The following is a 24,475-nucleotide window of genomic DNA, read 5'->3' on the forward strand; positions in this document are numbered from 1 at the left end:
GGTGTCGGTCCGGCGCACGACCCCCCGTTAGCGGGGGTCCGGAGACCACCAAGCTGGGATGATTCCTGCAAATCACGCGCCTGGGACGGCTCCCTGGGATTGCACGCCGTCGCACCGGTACGATCCCAGGTGACCATATACCGCTTCGACCGATAGTGAGCGCGACCGTGAGCACCGACGACACCATGAAGGTCCTCGTCTACAGCGACGACGCCACCACCCGCGAGGAGGTGCGGCTGGCGCTCGGCCGTCGTCCGGCCGCCGACGTGCCGTTCGTGGAGGTCGTCGAGTGCGCCACCGAGCCCAAGGTCCACCAGTGGCTCGCCTCCGGCGAGATCGACGTCGCCGTGCTCGACGGCGAGACCCAGCCGGCCGGCGGCATGGGCGTGAGCCGGCAGGCCAAGGACGAGGTCTACGACTGCCCGCCGATCTGCCTGATCATCGCCAGGCGCGACGACCGCTGGCTGGCCGAGTGGTCCAAGGCGGACGCCGTCGTCCCGCAGCCGCTGGAGCCCCTGGTGGTCGCCGAAACCGTCGCCGACCTCATGCGCCGCCGCTCCTCGACCCGACTCAACGCTAAGTAGGTGCCCTCCGTGGATGCCCGGACCACCTGGCCGGCCCTGCTGTCGGCGCTCCTCTCCGGGGAGCACCTCACCGCCGACGAGACCGCGTGGGCGATGAGAGAGATCATGTCCGGCTCCGCGACGTCCGCGCAGATCGCCGGCTTCGCCGTGGCGCTGCGGGCCAAGGGCGAGACCGTGGCGGAGGTGGCCGGGCTGGCCCGCACCATGCTGGAGCTGGCCACGCCGCTGAGCGTGGAGGGCCCGGTGGTCGACGTCGTCGGCACCGGCGGCGACCGCGCCCACACCGTCAACGTCTCCACGATGGCGGCGATCGTGGCCGCCGCCGCGGGCGCGCGCGTGGTCAAGCACGGCAACCGCGCCGCCAGCTCCTCGTGCGGCGCCGCCGACGTCCTGGAGCACCTGGGCATCCGCCTCGACCTCACGCCCGAGCAGACCGCCCGGGTGGCGCGGGAGGCGGGCATCGCGTTCTGCTTCGCGCCCGTCTACCACCCGGCGCTGCGCTTCGCCGGTCCGCCGCGCAAGGAGATCGGCGTCCCGACGGTCTTCAACTTCCTCGGCCCGCTCACCAACCCGGCCCGGCCGGCGGCCCAGGCGATCGGCGTCTACGACGCGGGCATGCTGCCGGTGCTGGCGGGCGTCTTCGCCGAGCGGGGCGTGTCGGCGCTGGTGTTCCGCGGCGACGACGGCCTCGACGAGCTGACGATCTCCACCACCTCGACGGTGTGGACGGTCCGCGACGGCGCCGCCACGCAGACGGTGTTCGACCCGGCGGTGCTGGGCATCCCGCGCGCCGACGCGGCCGCGCTGCGCGGCGGCGACGTGACGTTCAACGCCCAGGCGGTGCGCGACCTGGTCCACGGCGTGACGGGGCCGGTGCGCGACGCGGTGCTACTCAACGCCGCCGCCGCGCTGGTCGCCCTCGACGGGCCCGGCGACGACCTCGACTCGGCCATGATCGACGCGTACGCGCGGGCGACGCAGGCGGTCGACTCCGGCCGGGCCGCCGCGACCCTCGACCGCTGGGTCGAGGTGAGCCGCGCCGCCTGACGGCGCGCCCACGCGACCGGACGCGGCCCGGGACGTCCACGGCTTCACCAGCCGGCACGCCCCGGGCCGCGTTCGCGTCTGTACGGCCCGTACACGGCCGATGGCCTGCCCTTACGCCCTCTGCTCCATCCGCGGCCCACCGGGCGTGAGGAAGCCATCACAGCGCCGCGCGGAGCCTCTGCGCGGCGCCGCCGGAGCGCTCGTCAGAACCCCACGGTGGGGCCGTCCTTGATCGAGCTCCACTTGAGCCATTCCTTCCAGTTCTCCTGCCAGTGCCCCCAGCCGTTGGTGGGCTCCAGCACGCGCGGCGATCCCGTGATGATGATCGGGTCGCCGATCAGGGTGTTGTCCACGAACCACTTGGCGTTCTCCGGGCTGACGTTCACGCAGCCGTGGCTGACGTTGGAGTTGCCCTGCGCCCCCACCGACCAGGGCGCGCTGTGCACGTACTCGCCGCTGTTGGAGATCCGGACCGTGTCGTAGACCGTGAGCTGGTAGTAGCCGGACTCGCCGGGGCCGATGCCGGGCGAGGTCATGACCGTCATGGCCTCCCGGGACATGGCCAGGTGGATGCCGGAGGTCGTGTAGAACTTCCAGGCGCCGCCCTGCCCCGCGCTCATCGGCATGGTGCGGATCACCTTGCCGTCGCGCCTGACGGTCAGGACGTGGTTCTGGGTGGTGCCGCGGGTGATCTGCTCGCGGCCGATGCGGAAGTCGAGCCGCACGTCGCGCTTGCCGTACATGCCCTCGCCGCCGCGCACGCCGGCCAGCCGGGCGTCCAGGCGGACCTTGGTGTAGGCGGGCCAGTACTCGGTCGGCCGGAAGTCGACGTGCCGGTCGTCGAACCAGTGCCACGCGCCCTGGACGGGCTTGGAGCTCTGCACGGTGAGGTTGCGCTCGATCGCGACCCGGTCGGTGATCGGCTTGTCGAAGGTGATCATGATGGGCATGCCGACGCCCACCGTGGTGCCGGTGTCGTTGCTGTTCGGGGTGATGTACTCGATGTCGAAGGTCTGGGCCGCCTTGACCGTGGTGAAGGTGCTGGTGGACTCCTTGCGCCTGCCGTCGGCGTTGACGGCGACGGTCCGCACCGTGTACTTCGTGCCCGGTCTGGCGGTCTGGTTGCTGCGCCAGCGGGTGCCGTCCGCGCTGATGACGCCGGTCAGGCGGCCCTGGTCGCTGGTCACGTGGACGCTGGTGAGCCGGCCGGCGTCGGCGGCCACGACGACGGGCTCCTCGGTCGGCACGTCCCGGGCCCGGTCGCCGGGGATGACGGCCACCGATACGGCCGGGGCGGCGGCGGGTTTGACGGCTTGCCTGGTTGCGGTGGTGGCGGTGCACGCCGTCAGCAGTGACAGAGCGAGCAGACCAGCCGATCCATACGTGAAGCGCCCCACGAGTACTCCCCCGTCCCGTTCGGTCCCTTCGCCTCCCGTTGTACCCTGAGTGATGGATTCGCCACTTTGTGTGGCGGTAAAGATCATCAAAAAGCGGGCGCCCTCCCCGAGGGAGGACGCCCGCTTCGACGGCTCGCGTCAGTGCGAGAAGTTGCCCCGGTAGTACTGGAACACGAAGCCGATCATCGCCATGATGACCAGGAAGATCCCGATCATGAACATCCAGAGGCCGACGACGAACCCGGCGAAGGCGAAGGCCGCCGCCAGGCAGAGGAACAGCGGCCACCAGCTGCTCGGGCTGAAGAAGCCGATCTCACCCGCGCCGTCGCTGATGTCGGCCTGCTTGTTGTCCTCCGGCTGGGCACCGATGCGCCGCGCCGTGAACATCAGGTAGTAGCCGATCATGAACGCGAAGCCCACCGAGATGGCCATGGCGGTGGTGCCGACCGGCTCACCGTGGCCCGTCGCGGCCTTCGTCCAGAACCAGTAGGCGACGTCGACTCCGGCGAAGAAGACGCCGCACAGCAGGAACAGCCAACCCTGGACCTTCATCAGGCCTCGACCTCCTGGGCGGACTTGGCGGACGTGTGCGGGTAGTGCAGGTCGAACGCCGGGCGCTCCGAGCGGATGCGCGGCAACGACGTGAAGTTGTGCCGCGGCGGCGGGCAGGAGGTCGCCCATTCGAGCGAGCCGCCGAAGCCCCACGGGTCGTCCACGGTGACCTTCGGAGCGCTGCGCCAGGTCTTCCACACGTTGTAGAAGAACGGCAGCGTGGACGCGCCGAGCACGAAGGCGCCCACCGACGAGATCATGTTGAGGTCGGTGAAGCCGTCGAGCGGGCTGTAGTCGGCGTAGCGGCGCGGGAAGCCCGCCACGCCCAGCCAGTGCTGGATGAGGAAGGTCGTGTGGAAGCCGATGAACAGCAGCCAGAAGTGGACCTTGCCGAGCCGGTCGTTGAGCATCTTGCCGGTGAACTTCGGCCACCAGAAGTAGAACCCGGCGAACATCGCGAACACGACCGTGCCGAACACCACGTAGTGGAAGTGCGCGACCACGAAGTAGGTGTCACTGATGTGGAAGTCCAGCGGCGGGGAGGCCAGGATGACGCCGGTCAGGCCGCCGAGCAGGAAGGTGATGAGGAAGCCGATCGAGAACAGCATCGGCGCCTCGAAGCTCAGATGGCCTCGCCACATCGTGCCGATCCAGTTGAAGAACTTCACGCCCGTCGGCACCGCGATGAGGAACGTCATGAACGAGAAGAACGGCAACAGCACCTGTCCGGTGGGGAACATGTGGTGCGCCCACACCGTGATCGACAGACCGGCGATCGCGATGGTCGCCCCGACCAGGCTGATGTAACCGAAGATCGGCTTGCGGCTGAAGACCGGCAGGATCTCCGTCACGATGCCGAAGAACGGCAGCGCGATGATGTACACCTCGGGATGGCCGAAGAACCAGAACAGGTGCTGCCACAGGATCGGCCCGGCGTTGGCCGAGTCGAAGATGTGGGTGCCGAGCTTGCGGTCGGCCTCCAGGGCGAGCAGCGCGGCGGCCAGCACCGGGAACGCCATGAGCACGAGCATGCTGGTCAGCAGGATGTTCCAGGTGAAGATCGGCATGCGGAACATCGTCATGCCGGGAGCGCGCATGCAGATGATCGTGGTGATGAAGTTGACCGCGCCGAGGATGGTGCCGAGGCCCGACAGCGCCAGACCCATGATCCACAGGTCGCCGCCCATGCCGGGCGAGTAGACCACGCTGGACAGCGGGGTGTAGGCGAACCAGCCGAAGGAGGCGGCGCCGTTGGGGGTGAAGAAGCCCGACACGGCGATGGTGCTGCCGAACAGGTAGAGCCAGTAGCTCACCATGTTGAGGCGCGGGAAGGCGACGTCGGGGGCGCCGATCTGCAGCGGCATCAGCTCGTTGGCGAAGCCCGCGAACAGCGGCGTCGCGAACATCAGCAGCATGATCGTGCCGTGCATGGTGAACAGCTGGTTGAACTGCTCGTTGCTGGTGAACTGCAGACCCGGCTGCGCCAGCTCCGCCCGCATCACCAGCGCCATGACGCCGCCGATGAGGAAGAAGATGAACGACGTGATCAGGTACAGGTGACCGATGATCTTGTGGTCGGTGGAGGACAGCCACTTGGCGATGATCCGGCCCTTGGGTGTGGGCCTTGCCGTCGTCCGGAGGGGCTCTTGGATGGCGGTCACTGGGCGCTCCCAGTCTGGGTCGCGATGTACTGGTCGTACTCGGCCTGCGGAACGAGCTTGACGTTGAACAGCATGCGGCTGTGGTCCACACCGCACAGCTCGGCGCAGCGGCCGGCGTAGACGCCGGGCTTGTTCAGCGTGGTGATCTCGAACTTCCGGCCCTTGTCGTTCTCCAGGAGGCCGGGGATCACGTCACGCTTGAACAGGAACGCCGGCACCCAGAAGGAGTGGATGACGTCCGGGGAGTTCAGGTCGAACTCCACGCGCTTGTTCACGGGCAGGACGAGCTGGGGACCCTGGTGGTAGTCGCTGACCGGCTGGCCCGTGACGGGCTTGAGCGTCTTGCCGCCGACCGTCGTGGTGAAGCGCCAGCTCCACTGGAACGCCTCGACCTTGACCTGGACGTCCGGGTTGCCCGGCAGGGCCTGCAGGTCGCGGGTGTCACGGGCGGTGAAGAAGAAGAACACCGACACCATGACGAGCGGCACCAGGGTGTAGAAGATCTCGATCGGCAGGTTGTAGCGAACCTGCGGAGGCAGCTCTGCCTTGGCCCGTCGCCGGGTGTGGAAGATGCACGCCCACACGATCAGGACGATGACGACGACACCCGTGGCGAGCGCGGCGATCCAGGCGCCGTTCCACAGATTGGTGATGGTGTCACCCTGGGTGGTGATGCTCGTCGGAAGGAGGCCACGAGACCAGTCGGCCTTGGGAACGTCATTAGCACACGCCGTCACGGTGGCCAGCAGCAACGCCAAAGCGGCGGCGCGCGGCACCCCGCGCCGGGCCAACGAACGCCGTGTCGAACGGCGAGTCGGACTCACGGATCGCCTACCCCACAGATGAAGCCCAAGAGTCACTCTTGGGCGCTCGTATTTCCAAATGCACAGCTGATTGCAGACACATTAGCGTGCAAGGGCCCCGCCCTCCCGCGCGCCCCCTCGGATGGCGCGCCCCTGATGGGGCCCGGTGTCTCCTGCCGGAGACGGCCGGGCGGCCGGGAGCCGGCCGCGAGCGGGTCGGCGCGGGTGGGACGATGGTCACGTGGCGTACTTCGACGCGGCCTCGACCGAGCCGCTGCACCCCCGGGGGCGCGAGGCGCTCCTGGCGGCGATCGACGTCGGCTGGGCCGACCCCGCGAGGCCGTACACCCAGGCCCGCCGGGCGCATCTGCTGCTGGAGCAGGCGCGCTCGGAGGTGGCCGAGGTGCTGGGCGCGCGTCCCGATGAGGTGTCGTTCACCTCTTCGGGCACGCAGGCCGTGCATCTCGGCGTCCTCGGCACCCTACACGGCAGGCGCAGGGCCGGACGCCACCTCGTCACGGCCGCGGTGGAGCACTCCAGCGTGCTCCACGCCGCCCAGCTGCACGAACGCGACGGCGGCACGGTCGAGACGGTCGGCGTGAGCCTGACCGGCCGGGTCGACCCGGCCGCCTTCGAGGCCGCCGTGGCGCGGGAGGGCACCGCGCTGGCGTGCCTGCAGACCGCCAACCACGAGGTGGGCACGCTGCAGCCGGTGGCCGAGGCCGCCGAGGCGTGCCGGCGGTTCGGGGTCCCGCTGCTGGTCGACGCGGCGCAGACCGCCGGCCGGCTGCCGGTTCCCGCGGGGTGGTCGGTGCTGACGGCCAGCGCCCACAAGTGGGGCGGCCCGGCCGGGGTGGGCGTGCTGGCCGTGCGCAAGGGCACGAGGTTCCGCTCGTTCCTGCCGGAGGACGAGCGGGAGCGCCGCCGCGTGCCGGGCTTCGAGAACGTGCCGGCGGCCGTGGCCGCCGCGGCGGCGCTGCGCGCCATGGCCGAGGAGGCCGCCGTGGAGCAGCGGCGCCTGTCGGAGCTGGTCGGGCGGATCAGGGAGACGGTCCCGAAGATCGTCCCGGACGTCGAGGTGATCGGCGAGCCGGTCGAGCGGGCGCCGCACATCGTGACGTTCTCCTGCCTGTACGTGGACGGCGAGGTGCTCCTCGGCGAGCTCGACAAGGCGGGGTTCGCCGTCTCGTCCGGCAGCTCCTGCACCGCTAGTACGCTTCGTCCATCGCACGTCCTGGAAGCGATGGGCGTGCTCACCCATGGCAACGTGCGGGTCTCCCTGCCCAGGGGCGCAACCGCGGACGAGGTCGACAGGTTCCTCGCCGTGCTGCCCGAGCTGGTGCGCCGGATCCGCCACGACGCAGGAGTCGCATGACCGAGGTCACCACGCCGGCACTGACGATCGACGCACTCGGGAAGAAGTGCCCGATCCCGATCATCATGCTCGCCGAGCAGATCAACCACGTGCCGCTCAACTCCGTGGTGGCCGTCCTGGCCGACGACCCGGCCGCCTACGCGGACGTGCCGGCCTGGTGCCGCCTCAAGTCGCACCGCCACGTCGGCTCGTACGAGCTGCCGGGCGGCGGCTGGTCGATCCACGTCCGGCGCAACTACTGACCCCGGCCCCCGTGGTCGTTGCATGTGGCTTGTGACCCGATATGGGTAGGGCCAGTGCGGGCCGGAGACGGCTCACCGACCGCTCAAGGGGGAGAGATGACCGAAGGACACCCGCACGAGACCGCACGCGACGTGATGAACCCGGGCGCCGAGTGCCTGCCGGCCCACGAGTCACTCGACCGGGCCGCGCAGCTCATGCGCAACGGCAACATCGGGGCGCTGCCCGTCTGCGACTCCGACGGGCGGGTCATCGGGATCATCACCGACCGCGACATCGTGATCAAGTGCGTGGCCGAGGGCCGCGACCCCGCGCAGGTGCGGGCCGGCGACCTGACGGCGGACCTGGTGGCGGTGACGCCCGACGCCCCGCTGGCGGAGGCGCTGTCGCGCATGGAGGAGCACCGGATCAAGCGGCTGCCGGTGGTCGAGGACGACCACGTGGTGGGCATGATCAGCGAGGCCGATCTGGCCAGGCACCTGCCGGACGCCCAGCTCGCGGAGTTCGTCCACCGCGTCTACGCGCACGGCTGACACCAGGACGGGGGACCCGCGAGCCGGCGGTGTGCTCGGCTTCGCGGGTCCTTCCGCGCGGCATCGACCTCGGACCGGGGCGCCTAGGGGTGGTGGCAGCGCACGTGGGCGCCGACCTCGTCGGCGGCCTCGGCACCGTAGGCGGCGGCGAAGCGCTCCAGGAAGACCTTCTGGCCCAGCTCGTACTCCTGGCCGCCGACGTTCTCCAGCACGTGGGTGGCCGTCAGGTTGCCGATCTGGCCGCAGCGCTCCAGCGACACGCCCCAGGCCAGGCCGGCCAGGAAGCCGGCGCGGAAGGCGTCCCCGACGCCGGTCGGGTCGGCCTTGCCCCGCTCCGGGGCCGGTGCGATGTGGATGGGCGGCTCGCCGTGGCGGTCGATGACCGCGCCCTTGGGGCCGAGCGTGGTGACGCGGACGCCGACGCGGGACAGGATCTCCTCGTCGGACCAGCCGGTCTTCTGCTCGATGAGCCCCTTCTCGTAGTCGTTGGAGAACAGGTAGGCGGCGCCGTCGACGAGGTCGCGGATCTGGTCGTCGGCCATGCGCGCGAGCTGCTGGGACGGGTCGGCGGCGAACGGGATCCCGCGCTGGCGGCACTCGTCGGTGTGGCGCAGCATCGCGTCGGGGTCGTTGGGGCTGACCAGCACGAGGTCGAGGCCGCCCACCCGGGCGGCGACCGGCTGCAGCTCGATGAGCCGCGCCTCGGCCATCGCCCCGGTGTAGAAGGAGGCGATCTGGTTGTGGTGCTCGTCGGTGGTGCACAGGAAACGGGCTGTGTGGCGGGTCTCGGAGACGTGCACCGAGCCGCAGTCGACGCCGTGGCGCTCCAGCCAGGAGTGGTAGTCGGCGAAGTCGTTGCCGACGGCGCCCACCAGGACCGGCTTCAGACCCAGGCAGCCCATGCCGAAGGCGATGTTCGCCGCGCACCCGCCGCGACGGATCTGCAGGTCGTCGACCAGGAACGAGAGTGACACCCGGTCGAGCTGCTCGGCGATGAGCTGGTCGCCGAAGCTTCCGGGGAACGTCATCAGTTGGTCGGTCGCGATGGAGCCGGTGACGGCGATGCGCACGGGATTCTTCTTCCTCGTTGTCAGCAAGCCAAATGAGCCCCCCGAGAATACGCGAAGGTCCCGCACGCACAAAGGCGAGCGGGACCGTGTCGGTGACTACCCGTCAGACGACTAGTTGAAGGAGTCGCCGCACGCGCACGAACCGGTGGCGTTGGGGTTGTCGATGGTGAAGCCCTGCTTCTCGATCGTGTCGACGAAGTCGATGGACGCGCCCATGAGGTACGGGGCGCTCATCCTGTCGGTCACGACGCTCACGCCACCGAAGTCGGTGACCACGTCGCCGTCCATCGAGCGGTCGTCGAAGAAGAGCTGGTAGCGCAGGCCGGAACAGCCGCCCGGCTGCACGGCCACGCGCAGCTGCAGGCCTTCCTCGCCCTGCTGCTCGAGCAGGCTCTTGACCTTGGCGGCGGCCGCGTCAGTCAGGATCAGGCCCTGCGTCGTGGTCTCGCTGCTCTCAACCGTCATCTGCTGACTCCCTAACCCGGCTGTCTAACCCGGCTGTCTCTTTCTGACGTCCTACTCAGACGCTACCAACACCTGGGGCATGCCCGGCATTCCCCTGCCTCCCCCTGGTTCCTTCCACTCCCTACCCACCCGGGACGCGACCATCGCGGGCCGTGTGCCATCATCAGTATCGTCAGTCCGACGATAAGGGGGTGTGGCCGTGGCCACCCAGACTGGTCTGCCGCTCTTCGTCCTCGGCAGGGACGCCGATCCGCACTCGGAGCGGGGGGTGGACTGCCCGGGCGAGCTCCCGCCCGCCTCCGACCCCGGCCTGGTGGACCGGGCACGCAAGGCCAAGGAGGCGCTGGGCGAGCGGCTGTTCGTGCTGGGCCACCACTACCAGCGCGACGAGGTCATCCAGTTCGCCGACGTGACGGGTGACTCCTTCAAGCTGGCGCAGCAGGCCGCCGCCCGGCCGGAGGCCGAGTACATCGTCTTCTGCGGCGTGCACTTCATGGCCGAGTCGGCCGACATCCTCACCGGGGACGCCCAGAAGGTGATCCTCCCGGACCTCGCCGCCGGGTGCTCGATGGCCGACATGGCCACGTTCGACCAGGTCGAGGAGTGCTGGGAGGCGCTGGAGGACGCGGGCCTGGCCGGCGAGGTGATCCCCGTCACGTACATGAACTCCAGCGCGGACATCAAGGCGTTCTGCGGCCGCAACGGCGGCGCGGTCTGCACCTCCTCCAACGCGCGCCGCGCGCTGGAGTGGGCGTTCGGGCAGCGCGGCAAGGTGCTGTTCCTGCCCGACCAGCACCTCGGCCGCAACACGGCCGTGCTGGAGATGGGCATGTCGCTGGACGACTGCGTGGTGTGGAACCCGCACCGCCCCAACGGGGGCCTGACGCGCGAGCAGCTCCAGCGCGCCAGGATGATCCTCTGGAAGGGCCACTGCTCGGTGCACGGCCGCTTCACGGCCGACTCCGTCGACGACGTACGGCGGCGCGTGCCGGGTGTGAACGTGCTCGTCCACCCGGAGTGCCGGCACGAGGTGGTGCTCAAGGCCGACCACGTCGGCTCCACCGAGCACATCATCAAGACGCTGGAGGCGGCGCCCGCCGGGTCGAGCTGGGCGATCGGCACCGAGCTGAACCTCGTCAAGCGGCTCGCCGGGATGTTCCCGGACAAGAACGTCTCGTTCCTGGACCGGACGGTCTGCTACTGCTCCACCATGAACCGCATCGACCTGCCGCACCTGGTGTGGGCGCTGGAGTCGCTGGCGCTGGGCGAGGTGGTCAACCAGATCACGGTGGACGAGGACACCGCGCACTGGGCGCGGGTCGCCCTCGACCGCATGCTGGCCCTGCCCTAGCGGCCGCCGGAACCCGGGGCGACGGGGACGGCGTCGCCGAACGCGTAGACCACCCGGACGCCGACCGACAAGGTCTGGCGCCCGGGGCTGACCGACGAGCGGTCCTCGGCCGCCATGGCGGCGAACGCCATCGGCTGGGGGCCGCCTCTCGTCTCCTCGGTGACCGACACGACCCGGCCGAGGGGCCTGCCGGCCAGCCGGGCGTACTCGGCCGCCTTGGCGGCGGCGTCGCGGAACGCCCGCTCCCGGGCCTGCGCCAGCGCCCCGGACGGGTCGGACAGCTCGAAGGACACGCCGCCGAGCCGCGCCTCCTCCCCCACCCCGGCGACGGCGTCGACGACCCGGTCGGCAACGGCCAGGTCGCGCACCACGGCCTCGACCCCCTGGGCCGCCCGGTACCCGGACACCTTGGGGTAGGCCTCGTACTCGGGGCCGAGAGACAGCTCGCTCGTACGCAGGTCCTCCCCGGCGACGCCGGCCCCGCGCAGGGCGGCCTCCAGCCGGGCGGCGGCGGACCGGACGGCGGCGAACGCCTGCGCGGCCGAGGCGCCGCGCACCTCGACGCCGGCGCTCAGCCGCATGACGTCGGGCGCGGCGGCCGCGGACCCCTCACCGGCGACCGCGATCTGCTCGTGTTCGGTGGTCACCCGCACCCCTTCGTGGACGTGTTACGCGGACGGGCCTTCGTGGACGTGTTCCTCTTCGCGTGGACGAGTTCGTCCTGCGTGGACGTGTTCTTCTTGCGTGGACGTGCGCGGTTCCGGGTGTGCCGTCCTTCCCGCCATTCTGCTGGCCGCCCGGGAGTCATGCCAGGGTCGTCAGCGCGGCCGGGTCCCGGAGCAGGACCCGGCGCGGGACGCGGACCAGCTCGGCCCGCAGCGGGGCGGCCACCCGCTCGCCGCGGGAGCGCCGCCGGCTCGTGCTGACCACGACGACCGGGACGGCCGGCATGGGTCGCCCGGCGCGCAGGCGGCGCAGCCCGGCGGCCATGTCGCGGCGGGCCAGCCACTCCCCCGCCACCGCGGCCGCCGTCCTCCCCAGCCCGCCGGCCCCCGGCCGGACGGGCGAGACCGGGGCGTACAGGCGGGCCAGGACCGGGGCGGCCAGCTCGGCGAGGGCCGCGGCGCCCCACGTGCCGCCCAGGGCGGGCAGCCAGCGGGCCGCCTCACGGACCGGCTCCGACGGGCCCCGCGCGCCCGGCGCCACGGGGGCCGGGTCCACGAGGACCAGCCCCGCCACCCGCAGCGGGTGCAGCCGGGCGAACGCCTCCGCGTGCCAGGCGGCCTGTCCATGAGCGACGACCGTGACGCGCTCGGGGTGCGCGGGGGCGAGCGCCGCCAGGCGGGCCGCCTCGCCGTACAGGGTGGGCGGCACGGACGAGGCGGGGGCGGCACCCAGTCCGGGGCGGTCGAAGCGGATCACCCTGCGCCCGCGCGCCGGCGCGCCCGCCAGCCGCTCCCACGACAGCCACGCGCCGCCGAGACCGGAGGTGAGGATCACGGCGGGCCCGGCGCCGGCCCCGTACCCCGGTGCGGGACCGGCCTCCGGCACCTGGCCCGGCGGGGCGGACAGGAGCAGCCTGAGCCCCGCGTACACGAGCCAGCCCGCGAGGAGCGCGACCTGGACGCGCTGCACGACCCCCGCGCCGGGCGGAAGCCCCAGGACCGCCGGAGCCGCGCCGGGGGCGAGCGTGAGGGCGCTCGCGGCGCCGGAGGCGAGCGTGAGGGCGGCCGGGGCCGCGCCGGGGGCCAGGACGAGGAACGGGACGACCAGGACGCCGGCGGCGGCCGTGAGGACGGAGGCCCCCAGGGACGCGCCCGCCAGCAGCGCGGCCGGCCAGGTGTGCCAGCGCAGGCTCAGCAGCACCATGGCGGCCACCCCGCACGCCGCGGACGGCACCCCGGCCACGGCGTGGACGTGATGGGCCAGCGACCGCGCCCGGTGCGCGCACGACGGGTCGCTCAGCACCGCGCAGTCCAGCGGCAACGCGGCCCCGGCGATCGTCAGCACGGCGAAGACGGCCAGCAGCAGCCAGCCCGCCCCCTCACCGTCCGTCCGGGGCGCGAGGGCCACGCCGAGCAGGCAGGCCAGGCCCGCCAGCGCGTCGGTGGCCCGGAACAGGCGCGTCCACGGCTGGTCGCGGGCGGCCAGCTCGCTCACGTAGCCGGCGGCGCCGCCCAGGGCCGGGGTGGTGAACTGCCCGGTCACCCAGGCGCTGGTGAGGACGGCGGCCACGATGAAGGCAGAAGCCGCAAATACCGACAATTGTCGCTCCACGCGACAATTAGACCACTCTCCGTGTTCAGAGCCCCGGGGCGCCCCATACCGGGAACCAGCGGGCGAGGTCGGACTCCAGCGGGAGGTCGGTCGCGAGCACCCCCCGCGCCTGGAGTTCGAGCGCGTTGTCGCGCCGCTGACCGGGCAGGGGCGCGAACGGGTAGAAGGTGCCGCGCTTGTACAGGTACACGACCGCCAGCCGCCGCCCGTCCGGCCCGGCGAACGACACGAGCGAGCACAGCAGCGACGGGCCGAACCCGGCGCCCTCCAGCGTGGAGTTGACCGCGTGCAGCTCCGTCACCAGGTCACCGGACGCCTCGGGCGGGCGGCGCACCAGGAGCCACGTGTAGCCGTAGCCGTCGTCCGACTCCTCGACCCGCTCGCCGAGCAGCGCCTTGGCGTCCCGCTCAGCCTCCGCGAACGCGCCTCCCTCCGCCGCGCGGAACGCCACCGAGCCCAGCCCGGTCGGCGTCAGGCCGGTGGCGGCCTCCAGGGTCACGGCGGCGGACGGCAGCGCGAACAGCGCGTCGAGGTTCGGCCTGACCGGTTTCGAGCGGCCCAGGAGGGCGTCCAGCCAGCCCACGCTCATCCCCGCCCGAGCTGGTCGGAGATCTCCGAGAGCTGCCGGAGGCGGCGGTCGAGCGACGGGTGGGTGGAGAAGATGTTCGCCAGCGTCGCGCCCGGCGCGGCGGCCGGGGCGAAGTAGAAGGCGTTGAACGGCGCCGCCTCACGCAGGTCGCGCGTGGGGATCCGGGCCATCTCCCCGCTGATCTTCACGAGGGCACTGGCCAGCACCGAGGGCCGCTGCGTGAGCAGGGCGCCGGCCCGGTCCGCGGACAGCTCGCGGTAGCGCGACAGGGCCCGGGTCAGCAGGAAGCTCACGGCGTACACGAGGATCGAGACCAGCATGACGATCAGCCCGATCGGCAGGCCGCCCTGGTTGTCGGAGCGGCGCGCGCCCAGCCCGCTGTAGAGGGCGAAGCGCGTCATGAGCCCCGCGACGACTCCGAGGAACGAGGCGATCGTCATGACGGCGACGTCGCGGTGGGCGACGTGCGAGAGCTCGTGGGCCAGCACTCCCTCGAGCTCCCGCGCGTCCAGGCGGCGCAGGATGCCCGTCGTCACGCAGACGACGGCGTGCTTCTGGTTGCGGCCGGTGGCGAACGCGTTGGGGACGTCCGAATCCGCGATGGCCACCCTGGGCTTGGGCATGTCCGCCATGGCGCACAACCGGTCGATCAGGCCGTGCAGCTCGGGAGCCTCCCGCGGCGACACCTCGCGCCCGCCCATCCCGTACAACGCGATGCGGTCGGACAGGAAGTACTGCACCAGCAGCAGGCCCCCCGCGACCAGCAGCACCGTCAGCGCCCGCACCCCCAGGGCGACGAGGGCGCCGACGAATACCACGTAGAGCAACCCGAGCAGGAACATCGTCACGACCATCCGGCCGGTCAGGCCGCGATCGGACGCGAACCGCGTGCGCACGGGCTCAGCCCGGGATCAGGCCCTGATCGCCCAGCATCTCCCGGACCTCCTCGATCGAGGCATCCGCGGGGGGAAGGATCAGCTCTGACGGCTCAAGGCTGTCGTCGGGAAGCGCCTTGCCCACGTGGCGCACCTTGTCGAGGAGCGCGTGGAGCTTGACGCGGAAAGCGGCCTCGTCGCCGGACTCGATCGCCGACTCAAGCTCGCTGTCCAGCTCGTTGAGCAGGGTGATGTCGGACGGCGAGATCTCGATCTGGCCCTCGCCCATGATTCTGACGATCATGCGCCCTCCCCCGGCTGACGCAGCTGCTGCGTGTGCTGCTGGGGCTGGCCCTGCTGCTGCGGCTGGGGCTGCGCCTGCTGCTGCTGGCGTCCCTGCTCGATCGCGCTCTGCGGCGCGGGCCCCTGGCCGAGCTCGGCCTTCATGCGGGCCAGCTCCAGCTCGACGTCCATGCCGCCGCCCATGCGGTCGAGCTCGGCCTGGATGTCGTCGCCGCGGGTGCCGCTGAAGTCGTCGAGCGCGCCGCTGGCCAGCAGCTCGTCGATGGCGCCGGCGCGAGCCTGCATCTGCGCGGTCTTGTCCTCGGCCCGCTGGATCGCCAGGCCGACGTCGCCCATCTCCTCGGAGATGCCGGAGAACGCCTCGTTGATGCGCGTCTGCGCCTCGGCGGCGGTGTAGGTCGCCTTGATGGTCTCCTTCTTGGTGCGGAAGGAGTCCACCTTGGCCTGCAGCCGCTGGGAGGCCAGCGTGAGCTTCTCCTCCTCGGCCTGCAGGTTGTCGTGCTGGACCTTCAGGTCCGCCATCTGCGTCTGCAGGCCGGCCCGGCGCTCCAGCGCCGTGCGGGCGAGGTCCTCGCGGCCGACGGACAGCGCCTTGCGGCCCTGCTCCTCATACCGCCTGGCCTGCTGCTCCAGACCGTTGATCTGCAGCTCGACCCGCTTGCGGGAGGTGGCGACGTCGGCCACGCCCCTGCGCACCTTCTGCAGCAGCTCCAGCTGCCGCTGGTAGGAGTAGTCGAGGGTCTCGCGCGGATCCTCCATCTTGTCCAGGGCCTTGTTGGCCTTGGACTTGAAGATCATCGAAAGTCTCTTCATCACGCTCATGCGCGTCGGCCGTCCCCTTCTTAGGTCGTGCTGGTGGTCACCCAGTGCAGCGCAGCCGCCCTGGGATTACCCTACGCATAACGCACGAGGGCGTCACTAAGTTGCAGTCCAGGTAGGGTTGAGGTCGTGTTGCGACGCCGTTCCCAAACCTCCGTGGACGACACTCCCGTCCCCGTTGACGATCCTAAGCCTCAGGGCAAGGGTCGTCCCACACCCAAGCGCCGAGACGCCGAAGGCAGGCGGCGCCAGCCGGTCAGCGCTCCGAAGGATCGCAAGGAGGCCTACCGGCAGATGCGGGCCAAGCAGGCCGCGGAGCGCGAGCGGGCCCGTAAGGGCATGCTGGCGGGAGAGGAGCGTTTCCTCCCGGCGCGTGACAAGGGCCCGGCCCGCAAGTTCGCCCGCGACTGGGTCGACGCGCGGCGGCTGCCGAGCCAGTACTTCCTGCCGTTCTCGCTGGTGATCCTGCTGGCGACGTGGATCCCGTGGCCGCCCGACGTCCGGGGCCTGATCCTGGGCTACGTCATCACGATCGGCTGGCCGGTCATGATGATCGGCGTCGTGGCCACCTCGATCTACGTGGCGTGGCGGGTCAAGCGGGTGGCGGCCGAGAAGCTGCCGAACGAGAGCATGCGCGGCGTCGGGTTCTACGCGGCGATGCGCGCGCTGCAGATCCGCAAGCTCCGCTTCCCGCCGCCCACGGTGCGGCCGGGCGGCAAGCCGGTGACACCCAGGAAGTAGCGCCGCCCTCCGGTCCGGCCTCTTGCCGCTGGTCCGCTCTCCTACCGCTGGTCCCAGACGAGTGAGCCGTCCACGACGCGGGGCCGCCACTCTCCCAGCCGGCCCCGCTCAAGGGCGTCGGCCGTGGCCTTCAGCAGCGCGTAGTACGACCTGACCTTCAGGCCGGCGGGCTCGGACGTCCGCGACTCCTCGCCGATCTCGGCGAGGGAGCCGGACTTCTCGCCCGAGACGAACAGCACCGGCTCTCCCTGCGACGCGACCGGGATCAGCTCGCCGCCCCAGCCGTCCCGGCCGCCCTCGCGGCAGTGGTCGCGCCAAACTGCGCGGATCTGCCGGACCCCGTACAGCCGCTCGCCGAAGAACCCGAAATACGCCGCCCCGTTGTGGCGCAGCAGGGAGGCGCGCAGGGCGTCCGGGAACTCCATGCCCATGTACGCCTCCGCGAACGCGATCGTCCTCGGTCTGCTCCGGGCCCCGAGCGTCGCGTAGGTCCGCGGCGCGTTCCGCCTCAGCCACCGCTCGACGCGCCCCCACTGGCGGTTGACGGCACGCCGCACACGCGGGTCGATCGGCCGTACCACCACGGGACGCGACCAGGGACGGCAGCCGGGGCCCAGCGGCGTCTCCGGGTCGGCGCTCGGGGACGCGCCGGCGGGTGTCGCGGGCGCCGAGGGAGCCGGTGGCGGTGTGGCGGCCGCCGGCATGGCGGGCGCCGTCGTGGCCGGGACCGTCGTCGCCGGGACCGTCGTGGCGGCGGGCGTCACGAGCGCCGTTGCGACCACGAGCGCCACCGCCACGATCGCGCCGGCGCCGAGCACGAGCGGCGTGACCCGCCCCGCCCGCGCTGCGCCGCGGGCCGACAGGCCCGTCCCGGCGTCCCGGCCGGGACGCCTCGCTTCAGAAGTCGCGTGACCCGACGTCTGACCTGCCGTTCCACCTGCCGTTTCACCGGCCGTCTCCCGGTGCGACCGGCGGCGCAGCCGTACGGCGATCGCGGTCAGGATCGCCGCAGTCAGCGCCGTCCGTACGAGCTTCAGCACGTCGCGCACCCTATCCCGAATCCGGTCACATCACGTGACCGCCTAGGGTCGGGTGTATGGAATTCCGTCACCTCGGCCGCAGCGGTCTCAAGGTCAGCGAGATCAGCTACGGTAACTGGCTCACCCATGGCTCCCAGGTCGAGGAGGAGGCCGCCAAGCAGTGCGTGCAGGCCGCCCTCGACGAGGGGGTCACCACGTTCGACACCGCCGACGTCTACGCCGGCACCAAGGCCGAGGAGGTCCTCGGCCGGGCGCTGAAGGGCGTGCGCCGCGAGTCGCTGGAGATCTTCACCAAGGTCTACTGGCCCACCGGGCCGGGCCAGAACGACCGCGGCCTGTCCCGCAAGCACATCACCGAGTCGATCAACGGCTCCCTGCGCCGCCTCCAGACCGACTACGTCGACCTCTACCAGGCGCACCGGTTCGACGCCGAGACGCCGCTCGAAGAGACCCTGAAGACGTTCGACGACCTCGTACGGCAGGGCAAGGTCCTCTACATCGGCGTCAGCGAGTGGACCGCCGACCAGATCGCCCGGGCGCTGAAGATCGCCGACGAGATGGGCTTCGACCGGATCGTGTCCAACCAGCCGCAGTACTCCGCGCTGTGGCGGGTCATCGAGGCCGAGATCGTGCCGCTGTCCGAGCGTGAGGGCATCGGCCAGATCGTCTGGTCGCCGATCGCGCAGGGCGTGCTCACCGGCAAGTACCTGCCCGGCCAGCAGCCCCCGGAGGGCTCCCGCGCCACCGACCCGAGCGGCAGCGGGATGATCGCCCGGTTCATGAACGACGACGTGCTCACCCGCGTCCAGAACCTCAAGCCGATCGCGGCCGACCTCGGGCTCAGCATGGCCCAGCTCGCCGTCGCCTGGGTGCTGCAGAACCCGAACGTGTCCAGCGCGATCATCGGCGCCTCCCGCCCCGAGCAGGTGCGCGACAACGTGAAGGCGGCCGGCGTCAAGCTGGACGCCGAGGTGCTCAAGCAGATCGACGACATCCTCGGCTCCGTCGTCGAGCGCGACCCCGGCAAGACCGTCAGCCCCGCCAAGCGCCCCTGACCCGTACCCGAACGTCGTCCGCGTGCGGCGGCAGGCGGGACCCCGCACGTGAGGCCCCTGGCACACGAGACCCCTTGAGCCCATGACCACCGGCTCGAGGGGTCTCGCGTCTCACAGCTCGTGATCTCCATGGACGCGCGGCCGTCACTCCGCGCGCAAGGACATCCCCTGGTATTCGACACGGTCCTCGTCGAGCAGGGCGACCTGCTCGACACCGGACTCGAGCAGCTCACGCCAGTTCTCGCCGAGCCAGGACTCCGCGTCGGCCTGGCTCGGGAACACCTCTCGCGGCAACGGGCGGTCTGTCACCTCACCGCCATGCGCGTTCTCGTAACGCCACCGCCATGTCATGCCATACGCTCCTTTTCCGCGGGTTCGCCGGCGCACCCTCCGGCGGCACTGGCACCCTACTCCCGCGCCCCGGCGGGGGCCCGCACCCCGCACGGCCGTCCGCCCGCTCCAGCCCGCCCGGCCCGGGACGGGGCGTGCCGCCGCGGGCCGCCGGGGCGCGTACCCTCGGCGCGGTGAAGGTCTTTCTCCCCGGTACGGCGGGTGGCGCGGGCTGGCCGGAGCCGGGCTGCCGGTGCGCCTCCTGCGGGCGCCTTCCCGCCGGTCGCCGGCGGCCGTTCGAGGCGATCGTGGACGGCGCCGTACGCCTGCCGTGCCACTCCCCGCCGTCCGGCTACCGCGCCTTCGGGGAAGGCCACGGCCTGGAGGGCCCCGACGGCACACGCGTGCTGTACGCGCCTTCCGGCCACCCGACCGGCCTGCCGGGCACCGGCCTTTCGGAGACGGCGGGCGGGCGTGGCCGCTGCGACCTGCTGCTGATCGACCTGCTCGACCGGCCGGAGCGGCTCGGGCTGCTGCGCCGCGAAGGGATCGCGGACGGGGACACCCTCGTGGTGGCGGTCGGGCTCGACCACCGGGTGCGCTCCGAGGAGGAGCTGGCCCGGCGGCTGGCGCTGTGGGGCGCGCGGGCCGTGCCGGACGGCACGACGCTCGACACGGCCCACCGATCAGCCGGGGCCCGCCCGGAGGGGACGGTTCCCGGCGTGACGCCCGTGGGCCGGCCGTGGCGTGAGCTGGTGCTGGGCGGGACGCGTTCGGGGAAGTCGGCCGAGGCGGAGCTGCGGCTGGCCGCCGAGCCGTACGTCACCTACGTCGCCACCGGCCCCGGCGGCGAGGGCGACGCCGAGTGGGCGGCGCGGATCAGCGCGCACCGGCGGCGCAGGCCGGCGCACTGGGCGACGCTGGAGACGACCGACCTCGCCGGGGCGGTGCGGGACGCCACCACGCCGCTGCTGGTGGACGGGCTGGGCACGTGGCTGGCGGCGGTGTTCGACGAGCACGGCGCCTGGGAGGGCGACCGCGCCGCCGTGTGGCGTCGGTGCGACGAGCTGGTGGCGGCCTGGCGCGGGGCCGGGTGTCGCGTCGTGGCGGTGTCGGACGAGGTGGGCATGGGTGTGGTGCCCGCGACGCCGAGCGGGCGGATGTTCAGGGACGCGCTGGGCCGCCTCAACGAGCGCCTGGCGGCCGAGTCGGAGGACGTCGCCCTCGTCGTGGCGGGCCGCCTCGTCCCCCTGCCGTGACCTCCCGCCGGGCCGGACGAGGTGGCCGGGCGAGGTGGCCGGACGATCAGGGACGGATGATCAGGCCGGACGGTCAGGGACGGACGGCGCGGGCGTACCAGCGGCCGTCGAGGCGGTCGACGTGGAGGGCACGGCCGAAGCACTCGGACAGGTTGGCGGGCGTGAGGACGTCCCCCACCGGCCCCGCCGCCTGGACGCGGGCGTCGCGCATGAGCATGGCGTGCGTGGTCGTGGCGGGGATCTCCTCCAGGTGGTGCGTCACCGTGATCGTGGTGAGCACCGGCCGCGTCGCCGCCAGGTCCTCGACCGCCGCGATCAGGTCCTCGCGGGCCGGCAGGTCCAGGCCGGCATACGGCTCGTCCAGCAGCAGCACCGCCGGGTCCGGCATGAGCGACCTGGCCACCCTGATCCGGGCCCGCTCCCCCTGGGAGCACACCCGGAACGGCCGGTCGGCCAGGTCCTTGCAGCCGAGGTCGGCCAGCAGGCGCAGGGCGCGGTCACGCTCGGCGTCGCCGTACCTGTCCCAGAGAGGGGCGCTGGTCCCGGTGTGCCCGGTGAGCACCACGGTGAGCGCGGTGGCCCCCTCCTCCTCCAGGAGCCCCTCGTCGACCAGGCGCTGGCTGGAGGCCACCAGGCCGATGTGGCGGCGCAGGGACCGCAGGTCGACCCGGCCGAGACGGTGGCCGAGCACGCTGACCGCGCCCTCGGTCGGGTGCCGCACGGCGGCGGCCAGCGACAGCAGCGTCGTCTTCCCCGCCCCGTTGGGGCCGAGGATCGCCCAGTGCTCGCCGTACTCCACCCGCCAGTCGACGCCGCTCAGCAGCGTCTTGCCGACGACCCGGACCGCTACGCCTTCGAGTTGAACCACGTGCATCCGCTCACCCTAACGGCCGTACCATCGACCGTTATGCGGCTTCGCGGGGGATCTCCCGGCTCCTCGCCGGGCGGGACGGGCCGGATGGACGGGCTCCGGCTGGCCGTGGGCATGCTGACGATCTTCCCGGTACGCGTGGAACGGGTGGACCGGCGGGCCGCGGGCGTGGCCATGCTCGTGGCGCCGGCCGTGGGGCTGATGCTGGGTGCGGTGGCGTGCCTGCCGCTGTTGCTCCCGGGGCCGCCGCTGCTGGGCGCGGTGCTGGCGGTGGGGGTGCTCGCGGTGCTGACGCGGGGGCTCCACCTGGACGGGCTGGCGGACCTGGCCGACGGGCTGGGCAGCGGCAAGCCCGCCGGTCAGGCACTCGACATCATGAAAAAGTCGGACATCGGGCCGTTCGGTGTCATGACGCTGGTGATCACGCTGTTCGCCCAGGTGGCCGCGCTGGCGGCGGCCGGGCCGTACGCGCTGGTGACCGCCTGCGTGACGGGGCGGCTGGCCCTCGTCTGGGCCTGCCGTCCGGGGGTGCCGGCCGCGCGGCCCGGCGGGCTGGGATCGATGGTCGCCGGCACGGTACGGCCCGCGACCGCATGGCTGGTGCCCGCGGCGGCGCTCGCCGCGGCCGCCGGCACCGGGCTGGCCGGCGACGGGCTGTCCGGCGACGGGCTTCCCAGCGCTGTGCCGCTCGCCTTGCTGCTGCCCCTCGCCATGGTCGCGGGGCTGGGAGTCGCTCTGCTGCTGCTCCGGCGGGCACGGAGCCGGCTGGGAGGCGTCACCGGGGACGTGCTCGGCGCGCTGGTGGAGACGGCGACGACGGGCGTCCTGGTGGTGTGCGCGATGGCAGGCTGACCCGCACGGGCCGACCCGCGCGGGCCGCCGACCCGTGGGGGCCGACCCGCGGGGCCGCGTTGCGGACTCCGTACGCGAAGGCGGGCGGAGCGCAGAGCCCCGGATCAGGGGTCCGCGTGCGAGGGCTCCGTGAGCGGCGAGGCGGCGGGCCCGGGCCGCCGTACGGGGAAGAAGCGGAGCAGCGCCACACCCGTCACGGCGAGTACGGCCCACCCGACCAGGCCCGTGAGCCCGGCCACGACCGGGTCGGGCGGCGCGGCGGCGTCGCCGAGCAGCAGGACGACGCCCGTCACCGCGTTCACCGAGCCGTGGGCGGCCACGGCGGGCCACACGCTGCCCGAGCGCAGCCGCAGCCAGCCGAACACCACCCCGGCCGCCACGCAGAACCCCACGAAGTAGAGGGCGGCCCACGGGCCGAGGCGAGCGTAGTTGTAGCCCAGGAGCGTGAGCGGGGCGTGCCAGAGCCCCCAGACGACGCCGGAGAGGATCAGCCCGGCGACCGGACCGCGCGCGGCCACGAGGCGGGGCACCAGCCAGCCACGCCAGCCCCACTCCTCGCCGAGTGCCGGGACCGCGTTGAGCAGCGGGCCGGCCAGCACCGCGAGCACGACCTGGACGGTGACCATCGTGGAGAGCCCGGCCGGCACCGGCGCCCCCTGCGCCCGCAGTGCCTCCTGGAACAGGCTGAACCGGGTGAGGTCCAGCGAGACCAGCCCCAGCGCGGCGCTGAGCGCGATCGACACCGCCACGAGCAGCGGCACGCCGAGCCAGGCGAGCAGCACGAGCAGCAGGGTGCGGCCGGGCCGCTCCCCCAGCGTCAGCCCCGTCTCGCGGGCGAACACGCGGAACGGTGCCCGCCGGGTCCCGCCGGAACCGCCCGGTCCACCCGACCGGCCCGGCAGCAGCCACACAGCCAGCACGCCCAGAGCGGGCGTGAACATCATCAGCACCGCCGACACCTGCGTCGGCGGCGTGCCGAGGCCGCCCGCGAGCCAGACGGGCAGCGCCACGACCCACGCCAGCCCGAACGACACGGCCAGGAACACCGGCAGCCGGTTCATACGGGTGCCCGTTCGGCGATGAGGGCGTTGATCAGGGACGCCCCGCGCTCGGCGTCGTCGACGCTGATCGCCAACTGCCCGCCCGAGCGGTAACGGACCACCAGGCACTCCCCGCCGCGCAGCATGATCGTGGCGCTGCCCGGGAGGCCGCGGAAGCCCCACCCGCCGACCTCGGCGGGGCTGCGCGTCTCGGCCCACGCCCGCTCGATGGCGTCCAGGCGGATCCTGCGCACCGGCCACCTCAGCGGCCCGAGCCCGACCGCGAGCCCGTCCTCGGTGACCCGCGCCGCGAGCGACGACGTGAACAGGCCGACGGCCAGCGTGATCCCCAGGCCGGGCAGCAGCGCGCGAGCGGCGACGCCGCCGGCCAGGCCGAGCAGCACGAGCACGGCCACGACGCACAGCGCCACCGCGGCGACCACGGTCACCGCGGCCAGCCACCGGTTGCCGGCCCGGCCGACCCACACGGCCCGCCGGCCGGCCTGGAGCCGCAGCGACGGCGGCGCGGACTCCCCCGCGGACGGCGGGTCGGTCTCGCCGCGGCGCAGGTATCCGGCCAGCACGCCCACGGCCAGGGACACGCCCAGGACGGCGGCCACCCGCCAGCCGCTCAGCCGTGCCTCGGTCCAGGAGGCGGCGTCCAGGTTGGCCAGCAGGCTCACGCCGCCCAGCCCGAGGAAGAGCACGGCGCCCCCGGCGAGGGCGCCCCACCACCCGGCCCGGCCGTTCCTGCGCTCCTGCGCCATCGGGGCGAGCACGACGAGGGTGACCCAGAGGACGCTCCAGAGCGCCACGATCATCATCGTCGACGCGGCGAGCGGCATCGCGCCGTCGGGCGCGGACCCGCCGCTCCAGTGCGTGGCGACCGGGTCGGGCAGCCGGTCCCGTACGGCTAGCGGCACCACGGCCAGGACCGCGGAGACCAGGAGGCCACACAGCGTGGCCGACGTTCGGGGGGTCATGGCAGCTCCTCCAGGATGGTGATGAGGTCCTCGCGGCGGTAGCCGTGCCTCTGGGCGTCCTCCAGCAGCTCGCGCGCCCGCTGGACCAGCAGGGCGCGGCCGCCGGCGGCGCCGGCGACGCTGACGCCCCGTCCCCGCCTGAACTCCAGCAGGCCCTCGTCGCGCAGGTCGCGCAGGGCGCGCAGCACCGTGTTGGTGTTGATGCCGAGCGCCAGGGCCAGGTCACGGGCCGGCGGCAGCCGGTCTCCAGGGGCGTACGAGCCCTCGCCGATGGCCCGGCGGATGGCCGCCGCCACCTGCTCATGCAGGGGCCGGGCGTCGTTGAGGTCGAGTGTCAGCAACATGATGCCAATGACACTAGCA

General features: G+C 72.5%; 28 protein-coding genes. 10 read left to right on the forward strand and 18 right to left on the reverse strand.

The features are described 5' to 3' along the window. Positions 1 to 185 precede the first annotated feature (185 nt). Entirely contained in the window at positions 186 to 584 is a 399-nt protein-coding gene (locus ACIBG4_RS03795) for a hypothetical protein (RefSeq protein WP_310715248.1), read from the forward strand. Positions 585 to 593: 9 nt separating this feature from the next. After that, positions 594 to 1,631, forward strand: coding sequence for an anthranilate phosphoribosyltransferase (gene trpD / locus ACIBG4_RS03800; RefSeq protein WP_310715075.1), 1,038 nt, complete (start codon positions 594 to 596; stop codon positions 1,629 to 1,631). 203 nt (positions 1,632 to 1,834) lie between these two features. On the opposite strand, the gene ACIBG4_RS03805 is transcribed toward trpD, so the two are convergent. From ACIBG4_RS03805 to ACIBG4_RS03820, 4 genes are all read right to left on the reverse strand, one after another. Continuing rightward, positions 1,835 to 3,028, reverse strand: a complete 1,194-nt coding sequence (locus tag ACIBG4_RS03805) for an Ig-like domain-containing protein (protein ID WP_397200526.1) — start codon at positions 3,026 to 3,028, stop codon at positions 1,835 to 1,837. A 138-nt stretch (positions 3,029 to 3,166) separates the two neighbouring features. Continuing rightward, positions 3,167 to 3,580, reverse strand: coding sequence for a cytochrome c oxidase subunit 4 (locus ACIBG4_RS03810; RefSeq protein WP_310715079.1), 414 nt, complete (start codon positions 3,578 to 3,580; stop codon positions 3,167 to 3,169). Continuing rightward, positions 3,580 to 5,241, reverse strand: a complete 1,662-nt coding sequence (gene ctaD / locus ACIBG4_RS03815; RefSeq protein WP_310715080.1) for a cytochrome c oxidase subunit I — start codon at positions 5,239 to 5,241, stop codon at positions 3,580 to 3,582. Before ctaD ends, ACIBG4_RS03810 begins: the two co-directional genes overlap by 1 nt. Further along, positions 5,238 to 6,032: a cytochrome c oxidase subunit II gene (locus ACIBG4_RS03820; protein WP_310715081.1), complete on the reverse strand. Its 795-nt coding sequence runs from the start codon at positions 6,030 to 6,032 to the stop codon at positions 5,238 to 5,240. Before ACIBG4_RS03820 ends, ctaD begins: the two co-directional genes overlap by 4 nt. A 253-nt stretch (positions 6,033 to 6,285) precedes the next feature. Between ACIBG4_RS03820 and ACIBG4_RS03825 the strand changes: the two genes are divergently transcribed. The 3 genes from ACIBG4_RS03825 (at position 6,286) to ACIBG4_RS03835 (ending at position 8,192) form a co-directional block, all read left to right on the forward strand. Further along, positions 6,286 to 7,419: an aminotransferase class V-fold PLP-dependent enzyme gene (locus ACIBG4_RS03825; RefSeq protein ID WP_310715082.1), complete on the forward strand. Its 1,134-nt coding sequence runs from the start codon at positions 6,286 to 6,288 to the stop codon at positions 7,417 to 7,419. After that, positions 7,416 to 7,661: a sulfurtransferase TusA family protein gene (locus ACIBG4_RS03830; RefSeq protein ID WP_310715084.1), complete on the forward strand. Its 246-nt coding sequence runs from the start codon at positions 7,416 to 7,418 to the stop codon at positions 7,659 to 7,661. The genes ACIBG4_RS03825 and ACIBG4_RS03830 overlap by 4 nt, the downstream gene beginning before the upstream one ends. 96 nt (positions 7,662 to 7,757) lie before the next feature. Next, positions 7,758 to 8,192: a CBS domain-containing protein gene (locus tag ACIBG4_RS03835; protein ID WP_310715085.1), complete on the forward strand. Its 435-nt coding sequence runs from the start codon at positions 7,758 to 7,760 to the stop codon at positions 8,190 to 8,192. An 83-nt stretch (positions 8,193 to 8,275) separates the two neighbouring features. Here ACIBG4_RS03835 and ACIBG4_RS03840 read toward each other — a convergent pair whose 3' ends face one another. Both ACIBG4_RS03840 and erpA read right to left on the reverse strand, forming a co-directional pair. Beyond that, positions 8,276 to 9,262 (reverse strand): carbohydrate kinase family protein, encoded by a 987-nt coding sequence (locus ACIBG4_RS03840; protein WP_310715087.1) that lies wholly within the window; start codon positions 9,260 to 9,262, stop codon positions 8,276 to 8,278. Between the two features lie 111 nt (positions 9,263 to 9,373). After that, entirely contained in the window at positions 9,374 to 9,727 is a 354-nt protein-coding gene (gene erpA / locus ACIBG4_RS03845) for an iron-sulfur cluster insertion protein ErpA (protein WP_049566397.1), read from the reverse strand. A 193-nt stretch (positions 9,728 to 9,920) separates the two neighbouring features. Here erpA and nadA point away from each other — a divergent pair, with 193 nt between their 5' ends. Continuing rightward, positions 9,921 to 11,078 (forward strand): quinolinate synthase NadA, encoded by a 1,158-nt coding sequence (nadA, locus tag ACIBG4_RS03850; protein ID WP_397200527.1) that lies wholly within the window; start codon positions 9,921 to 9,923, stop codon positions 11,076 to 11,078. Here the strand turns inward: nadA and ACIBG4_RS03855 are convergent. From ACIBG4_RS03855 to ACIBG4_RS03880, 6 genes are all read right to left on the reverse strand, one after another. Then, positions 11,075 to 11,725 carry an SIMPL domain-containing protein gene (locus ACIBG4_RS03855; RefSeq protein ID WP_397200528.1) on the reverse strand — a complete coding sequence of 217 codons (651 nt, stop codon included), beginning with the start codon at positions 11,723 to 11,725 and terminating at the stop codon, positions 11,075 to 11,077. The genes nadA and ACIBG4_RS03855 overlap by 4 nt on opposite strands. A gap of 157 nt (positions 11,726 to 11,882) precedes the next feature. Next, positions 11,883 to 13,355: an alpha/beta fold hydrolase gene (locus ACIBG4_RS03860; protein ID WP_397200529.1), complete on the reverse strand. Its 1,473-nt coding sequence runs from the start codon at positions 13,353 to 13,355 to the stop codon at positions 11,883 to 11,885. Positions 13,356 to 13,380: 25 nt separating this feature from the next. Next, the gene (locus ACIBG4_RS03865; RefSeq protein ID WP_310715092.1) at positions 13,381 to 13,938 is read right to left on the reverse strand and encodes a hypothetical protein; all 558 of its coding nucleotides are present in this window, start codon (positions 13,936 to 13,938) and stop codon (positions 13,381 to 13,383) included. Positions 13,939 to 13,940: 2 nt separating this feature from the next. Beyond that, positions 13,941 to 14,840, reverse strand: a complete 900-nt coding sequence (htpX, locus tag ACIBG4_RS03870; RefSeq protein WP_355447806.1) for a zinc metalloprotease HtpX — start codon at positions 14,838 to 14,840, stop codon at positions 13,941 to 13,943. Positions 14,841 to 14,844: 4 nt separating this feature from the next. After that, positions 14,845 to 15,123: a hypothetical protein gene (locus ACIBG4_RS03875; protein WP_310715094.1), complete on the reverse strand. Its 279-nt coding sequence runs from the start codon at positions 15,121 to 15,123 to the stop codon at positions 14,845 to 14,847. Then, positions 15,120 to 15,944 carry a PspA/IM30 family protein gene (locus tag ACIBG4_RS03880; protein WP_310715095.1) on the reverse strand — a complete coding sequence of 275 codons (825 nt, stop codon included), beginning with the start codon at positions 15,942 to 15,944 and terminating at the stop codon, positions 15,120 to 15,122. Before ACIBG4_RS03880 ends, ACIBG4_RS03875 begins: the two co-directional genes overlap by 4 nt. A gap of 153 nt (positions 15,945 to 16,097) precedes the next feature. On the opposite strand from ACIBG4_RS03880, the gene ACIBG4_RS03885 reads away from it, so the two are divergent. Continuing rightward, positions 16,098 to 16,682, forward strand: a complete 585-nt coding sequence (locus tag ACIBG4_RS03885) for a DUF3043 domain-containing protein (protein ID WP_310715098.1) — start codon at positions 16,098 to 16,100, stop codon at positions 16,680 to 16,682. A 41-nt stretch (positions 16,683 to 16,723) separates the two neighbouring features. Here the strand turns inward: ACIBG4_RS03885 and ACIBG4_RS03890 are convergent, their stop codons facing one another. After that, a complete protein-coding gene (locus ACIBG4_RS03890) occupies positions 16,724 to 17,722 on the reverse strand; it encodes an SMI1/KNR4 family protein (RefSeq protein WP_397200530.1) in 999 nt (332 codons plus the stop codon). Between the two features lie 56 nt (positions 17,723 to 17,778). Between ACIBG4_RS03890 and ACIBG4_RS03895 the strand changes: the two genes are divergently transcribed. Beyond that, the gene (locus ACIBG4_RS03895; protein ID WP_397200531.1) at positions 17,779 to 18,777 is read left to right on the forward strand and encodes an aldo/keto reductase family protein; all 999 of its coding nucleotides are present in this window, start codon (positions 17,779 to 17,781) and stop codon (positions 18,775 to 18,777) included. Positions 18,778 to 18,921: 144 nt separating this feature from the next. Here ACIBG4_RS03895 and ACIBG4_RS03900 read toward each other — a convergent pair whose 3' ends face one another. Beyond that, positions 18,922 to 19,128, reverse strand: a complete 207-nt coding sequence (locus ACIBG4_RS03900; protein WP_310715103.1) for a hypothetical protein — start codon at positions 19,126 to 19,128, stop codon at positions 18,922 to 18,924. Positions 19,129 to 19,301: 173 nt separating this feature from the next. Here ACIBG4_RS03900 and ACIBG4_RS03905 point away from each other — a divergent pair, with 173 nt between their 5' ends. Next, positions 19,302 to 20,366, forward strand: coding sequence for a bifunctional adenosylcobinamide kinase/adenosylcobinamide-phosphate guanylyltransferase (locus ACIBG4_RS03905; protein WP_397200533.1), 1,065 nt, complete (start codon positions 19,302 to 19,304; stop codon positions 20,364 to 20,366). A 73-nt stretch (positions 20,367 to 20,439) separates the two neighbouring features. Here the strand turns inward: ACIBG4_RS03905 and ACIBG4_RS03910 are convergent, their stop codons facing one another. Next, positions 20,440 to 21,240, reverse strand: coding sequence for an ABC transporter ATP-binding protein (locus ACIBG4_RS03910; protein WP_397200534.1), 801 nt, complete (start codon positions 21,238 to 21,240; stop codon positions 20,440 to 20,442). Between the two features lie 33 nt (positions 21,241 to 21,273). Between ACIBG4_RS03910 and ACIBG4_RS03915 the strand changes: the two genes are divergently transcribed. Beyond that, positions 21,274 to 22,089: an adenosylcobinamide-GDP ribazoletransferase gene (locus ACIBG4_RS03915; RefSeq protein WP_397200535.1), complete on the forward strand. Its 816-nt coding sequence runs from the start codon at positions 21,274 to 21,276 to the stop codon at positions 22,087 to 22,089. A gap of 104 nt (positions 22,090 to 22,193) precedes the next feature. Here the strand turns inward: ACIBG4_RS03915 and ACIBG4_RS03920 are convergent, their stop codons facing one another. Genes ACIBG4_RS03920 through ACIBG4_RS03930 form a run of 3 tightly spaced genes read right to left on the reverse strand, consistent with a single transcriptional unit; the run spans position 22,194 to position 24,456 of the window. Beyond that, positions 22,194 to 23,150 carry a CPBP family intramembrane glutamic endopeptidase gene (locus tag ACIBG4_RS03920; RefSeq protein ID WP_397200536.1) on the reverse strand — a complete coding sequence of 319 codons (957 nt, stop codon included), beginning with the start codon at positions 23,148 to 23,150 and terminating at the stop codon, positions 22,194 to 22,196. Continuing rightward, entirely contained in the window at positions 23,147 to 24,112 is a 966-nt protein-coding gene (locus ACIBG4_RS03925; RefSeq protein WP_397200537.1) for a hypothetical protein, read from the reverse strand. Before ACIBG4_RS03925 ends, ACIBG4_RS03920 begins: the two co-directional genes overlap by 4 nt. Beyond that, positions 24,109 to 24,456, reverse strand: a complete 348-nt coding sequence (locus tag ACIBG4_RS03930; RefSeq protein ID WP_310715117.1) for a GntR family transcriptional regulator — start codon at positions 24,454 to 24,456, stop codon at positions 24,109 to 24,111. The genes ACIBG4_RS03925 and ACIBG4_RS03930 overlap by 4 nt, the downstream gene beginning before the upstream one ends. Positions 24,457 to 24,475: the final 19 nt, after the last annotated feature.

Source organism: Nonomuraea sp. NPDC050383, assembly GCF_044459125.1.
GTDB lineage: Bacteria > Actinomycetota > Actinomycetes > Streptosporangiales > Streptosporangiaceae > Nonomuraea.